General features: G+C 61.7%; 3 protein-coding genes. All 3 read left to right on the forward strand.

Features of this window, described 5'->3' with window-relative positions; all coding sequences use genetic code 11:
- The first annotated feature begins 57 nt into the window (after positions 1-57).
- The gene (locus ACRAUW_RS16575; protein ID WP_431363158.1) at positions 58-3432 is read left to right on the forward strand and encodes an AAA family ATPase; all 3375 of its coding nucleotides are present in this window, start codon (positions 58-60) and stop codon (positions 3430-3432) included.
- Between the two features lie 15 nt (positions 3433-3447).
- Positions 3448-4614, forward strand: coding sequence for a cell division protein ZipA (zipA, locus tag ACRAUW_RS16580; RefSeq protein WP_431363159.1), 1167 nt, complete (start codon positions 3448-3450; stop codon positions 4612-4614).
- A gap of 100 nt (positions 4615-4714) precedes the next feature.
- Positions 4715-5343: DNA ligase LigA-related protein (locus ACRAUW_RS16585; RefSeq protein ID WP_431363160.1), on the forward strand; the 629-nt coding region annotated here is incomplete at its 3' end.

Genomic DNA, 5343 nt, shown 5'->3' on the forward strand with positions numbered 1-5343 from the left:
GATTTGGTAAAGTCGCCTGCCCGCCTCCTCTTTATTTAGCCACTGATACAGGTCGCCATGCGTCTGAAACTGATCAAACTCGCCGGCTTCAAGTCGTTCGTCGAGCCGACCCGCATCGAACTGTCGGCAGACATGACTGCCGTAGTGGGCCCCAATGGCTGTGGCAAATCCAACGTCATCGACGCGGTGCGCTGGGTGCTGGGGGAGAGCTCCGCCCGCCATCTGCGCGGCGAGAACATGACCGATGTCATCTTCAACGGCTCTATCAATCGCAGTGCGCACGGGCGCGCCTCGGTCGAGCTGGTGTTCGACAATCCCCACAACCGGGTGCCCGGCGAGTTCGGCCGCTTTACCGAGATCTCGGTGCGCCGTGAAGTGCTGCGCGACGGCTCCAACCACTATCAGATCAACGGCCAGAAGTGCCGCCGCAAGGATGTCACCGACCTCTTCCTCGGCACCGGTCTGGGCCCTCGCAGCTACGCCATCATCGAGCAGGGCACCGTCAGCCGACTGGTGGAGTCGCGCCCGGCCGACCTCAAACTCTTTATGGAAGAGGCGGCCGGGGTCTCCCGTTACAAGGAGCGGCGTCGCGAGACCGAGCAGCGCATTCGCCACACCCAGGAGAATCTGGAGCGCCTCGGCGATATTCGCGGCGAGCTGGGTTCGCGCCTTGACCACCTCAAAGCCCAGGCCGAAACGGCCGAGCGCTACAAACAGCTCAAGAGTCGTTCGCGCGCAGCTCGCGCCGAGCTGATTGGCTCCGAGTTGTGGGCGCTGGAGACGCGCCTTGGCGAGGCCAAAACCGAACTGGCGCAGGCCGAGCAGGCGCTGGCGGCGCTCGATGCCAAACGCACCGCCGATGAGGGGCGCCACGTCACTTTGTCGGTCGCCAGACAAGAGGCGCAAGCCGAACAGGCGAGCCGCCAGCAACAGATTTTTCTCGGTGGCCAGGCCATCGCCCGCCTCGAACAGCAACAGCTGCACCAGAGTGAACTGGGGCGCGACTGGCAGGCCCGTGCAGAGGCGCTGGGCGAGCGGATCGCCACCCGCAAGGCGCAGCTTGCCAGCCAGCAGGATCAACTGACCGAAGGAGTATTGCGCGCCGAGCAGGAGAGTGCCCGGCTGGAGCAGTGTGAGCAGTTGCTCACCGAGCAGCAGGAGGCCCGCCAGCATGCCAGCGAGCAGCTGGAACAGGCCCGCCTGCGCCAGCAGCAGTGGCAGCAACAGTTGGCCGGGTTGCAGGGCCAGATCAACCAGACCCGCACCCGGTTGGGTGGTTTGCAGGAGCTGCAAGCCAAGACCCGGCTGGCACGCCTTAAGCTGGAAGATGAACGCGCAGGCCCCCTCGGTGCAGAGGCTGACGATCTGCAACCGGCCCTCGATGAATTGAGTGGCCAGCTGGAGCTGACGCGGGCCGCCACCGGCGAGCTAACCGAGCAGCTGGCGCAGGCGGTCGATGCCCATGAACAACTCAAGCAGCAGCATGGCCAGCAGTTGAGCCTGCAACGGGAGCTGGAGGCGCGGCTGGCGACCCTGGATCAGATCCTCGGCGAACAGATGGAAGGGGCGACTCTGGCCGACCGGTTGCAGGTTGCCCCCGAGTGGGCACAGGCGCTCGACAAGGTTCTGGGCCGCTGGCTCACCGCAACGCCGGCGGACGAGTGCAATCTGGCGCAAGAGGGGCTCTGGATTGGCCCGGCGCAACCGGCGGTTGCCGGTACGCTGGCGGCAAAACTGGGCGGCGAGCACATTCCCGCCTTCCTCAATACCATCTGGCTGGTGGAGAGCCGAGAGGCCGCATTGGCCCGCCAGCCAAGCCTTGCGGCCGGTGAGTCGGTACTGACTCCTGCTGGCGACTGGCTGGGGCCAAACTGGGCTGATCTGGGGCAGGGCGCGGCGCTTGGCACCATGGCACTGCTCGGTGAGCGTGAACGGTTGTATACCGAGCAGGATAAGGTTGCCGCGGGGCAGGCACAGCTGAGTGAGCAAGTTGTTGAAGCCGATGCCCGGCGCGCCCAGCTTGCCAGCGCGCAGGAGTTGTTGCAGCGAACCTTGCGCGAGCAAGAGCAGAAATGGCAACAACTGCGCGAAGCCTGGAGCCTGCAACAGGGTCAGCGGCAGGAGCGGTTGCAGCGGCTCGGTCAGCTCGGCGAAGAGCTGATCCGGCTCGATCAGGAGCAGGCCGAAGAGGCAGAGCGACTGGCCAGCGCCCGTGAACAACTGGAACTCGATGAGGCGCGCCTTACCGAGTTGCAGGAGCTGGGGGAGCCGCTGACGCAAGTGTTGCAGGTCGCTCAGGAGCAGCTGACTCGCTGCGAGCGGGCAGTCGACGAGGCCCGTGTGCGCCGTGAGCAGCAACAAGCAGCCTGCCAGCGTTTGCAACTGGAACTGGGCAATCTGCGCCAACTCATTACCCTGGGTGAAGAGGAGCTGGCGAGGCTCGGGCTGGAGCTGGCCGGGCTGAAAGGGCCGGATAGCGAGGCGGTGCCGGATCTGGCGCCCCTGCTGGCCGAGCAGCGCAATCTGGAGGCGCAGCAGCTCGCCTGCCATCAACGGCTTGCGGAGCTGGAGCGCCAGCTCGGTGAGCTGGAACAGGCCAGAAGTGCCGATCACAAGCAGCTGGTGACTCTGCAAGAGAAGCTGGCAACCCTGCGCCTTGAGCGTGAACGCAACCTCACCCGTCGACAGGGGTTGCACGAGCAGTTCGAAGAGCTGGGGGTTCGACTGGTCGATCTCGATCAGGCAGTGTTAATCGCCGCTGATCGCGGCAAGCTGCGGCAGGAGATCCAGACCCTGGAGGCGCAAGTGGAGGCACTCGGCGCCATCAACCTGGCGGCGCTGGAGGAGTATGAAGAGGCGAAAACCCGGGCAACCTATCTTGAAAATCAGTGTCAGGATCTCGAGCAAGCGCTGGAAACCTTGAGCCAAGCCATTAAAAGAATTGATAAAGAGACACAAATACGGTTCCGGGACACTTTCGATAAGGTCAACGAAGATTTAAAATCCCTGTTTCCGAAAGTGTTCGGTGGGGGCAGTGCCTGGCTTGAGTTGACCTCCGATGATCTTTTGGAGGCCGGAGTGAGCATCATGGCGAGACCTCCGGGTAAGAAGAATGCTACCATTGCCCTGCTTTCCGGGGGGGAGAAGGCGTTAACCGCGCTTGCGCTGGTTTTTGCCATCTTCAGACTCAACCCAGCACCTTTTTGTCTGCTGGATGAGGTGGATGCACCGCTCGATGAAGTGAACGTCGGTCGCTTCTGTTCTCTTGTCAAAGAGATGTCGAGCACAGTACAGTTCGTTTACATCAGTCATAACAAGGTCTCCATGGAGATGGCTGAGCAGCTGGTTGGCGTCACGATGCAAGAGCCCGGGGTTTCTCGCATTGTGTCGGTCGATATCGGTGAAGCCGTCGCTTTGGCTGAGCAAAACTAGAAAGAGAAGCAGCTAATGCAGGAATTGCGTTACATCTTGGTTGCCCTGGGCGGTATTGCCATCGCGGCATTGCTCATTCACGGGTTGTGGAGCAACAAAAAGAATCGTCAGGCACCGATCAAAGAGAAACCGCTTGGCCGGATGGAATCCAAGTCACGTAATCGTGACGATGATGCATTTGACAGCGATGGCATCGGTCAGGTGCGTGTGGTCAGCAGTGGTCGTCGCGCTGAGCCCAAGCTCCATCGTGATGAAGATAGCCACCAGCCGGAACTCAGCCGTCGTTCCTCATTGGCCACCTTTGATGATGAAGATGACGATTTGCCGCCGCCTGTAGTGCGCAAGCCTGCTGCCCGCCCGGTTCCGCCGCCTCCTGTCTATGAAGAAGAGGAAGCATACGACAAGTCCCAGCCCGAAGTGGTAGAGGAAGAACCTGCTGCTCCCGTACGCAAACCTGCTCAGGTCAATCGTCGTACCCCGGTCTACCGTTCCCGTCCCCAGCGCGAGCCCATGATGCAGTCGCTGGACGACGAGCCGCTGGTCGAGCCCGCTTATGCGACTGCCCCGACCTTTGGTGCCCGTGCAGAGACAGTCCGTACCGCTGATACCATTCGTGCCGAGCCGGTGCGTGCACCCGAGCCGGAATACCAGCCGCAGCCCCGTCATGTGGCCCCCGAGCCTGTTTACGAAGAGCCGGTCTATGTGGCACCCGCTCCGGTGGTGGAAGAGCCGCGCATGGCCCCCCAGCCGGTAGAGAAGATCTGGCAGGATGTCTATGTCATCAACCTGATGGGCCGTCCGGGTCACGACTTGCAAGGTGCGACCCTGCTCTCATCCCTGATGGCGCTGGGCTTCAAGTTTGGCGAGATGGATATTTTCCACCGTCACGAAGATCCCAACGGCAAGGGTGAAGTGCTCTTCTCCATGATCAACATGGTCAAGCCGGGCACCTTCAACCCGTACCGGATGGAACAGTTCACCACGCCGGGTGTCTCCTTGTTCATGCAGTTGCCGCTGCGCAGCAATGCCGCGTTTGCCTTCGAGGATATGCTGCAGGCTGCCGATCAGCTGGCCAGCGATCTCGATGCCATGCTGACCGATATGGATCGCAGCCCGCTGAGCGATGATACCGTTGCCCGTTACCGTCACGAGCTGGCTGCCTACGAGGCCAGTCGCGACTAATACGCCATGCGGGTTGAATAAATAAAAAGTGCGGTACCCTGGTACCGCATTTTTGTTTCTACCCCGGGCCAAATTTTCCATCACACTTCGAGACTTTTTCATGAGCGATACCCTCTCCCGCCACCGTCAACTGTGTGAACTGCTTACCGAATATGGTCACCAGTACTATGTGCTGGATAACCCCACAGTGCCGGATGCTGAATACGATCGCCTGATGCGCGAGCTGATTACGCTGGAAGCCGAGCATCCCGAGCTGAAAACCCCGGCGTCCCCCAGCGTGAGGGTCGGCGGCCAGCCGCTGACGGCGTTCAGTCAGGTACGTCACGAGATCCCCATGCTCAGTCTGGATAACGTCTTTAGCAGCGAAGAGTTGCTGGCGTTCGAACAGCGCATGAGCGATCGCCTCAAGCGTGACGTGCGTTTCACCTTCTGCTGCGAGCCCAAGCTCGACGGTCTGGCGGTGAGCTTGCTTTATGTGGATGGTCAGCTGGTGCAGGCGGCCACCCGGGGCGATGGCGCCACCGGTGAGGAGATCACCGAGAACGTGCGCACCATCAAGGCCATTCCGCTCGCGCTGCGCGGCACTGGCTGGCCAGAGCGGCTGGAGGTGCGTGGCGAAGTCTTTATGCCCAAGGCCGGTTTTGAGGCGATGAACGCCAAGGCGCTGGCAGCGGGCGAGAAGGTATTCGTCAACCCGCGCAATGCCGCCGCTGGCAGCCTGCGTCAGCT

This window comes from Aeromonas sp. (assembly GCF_050633025.1).
Lineage (GTDB): Bacteria > Pseudomonadota > Gammaproteobacteria > Enterobacterales > Aeromonadaceae > Aeromonas.

Coding starts and splice junctions, on each gene's coding strand:
- zipA (WP_431363159.1), top strand. CDS start 3,448: ATGCAGGAATTGCGTTACATCTTGGTTGCCCTGGGCGGTATTGCCATC.
- ACRAUW_RS16575 (WP_431363158.1), top strand. CDS start 58: ATGCGTCTGAAACTGATCAAACTCGCCGGCTTCAAGTCGTTCGTCGAG.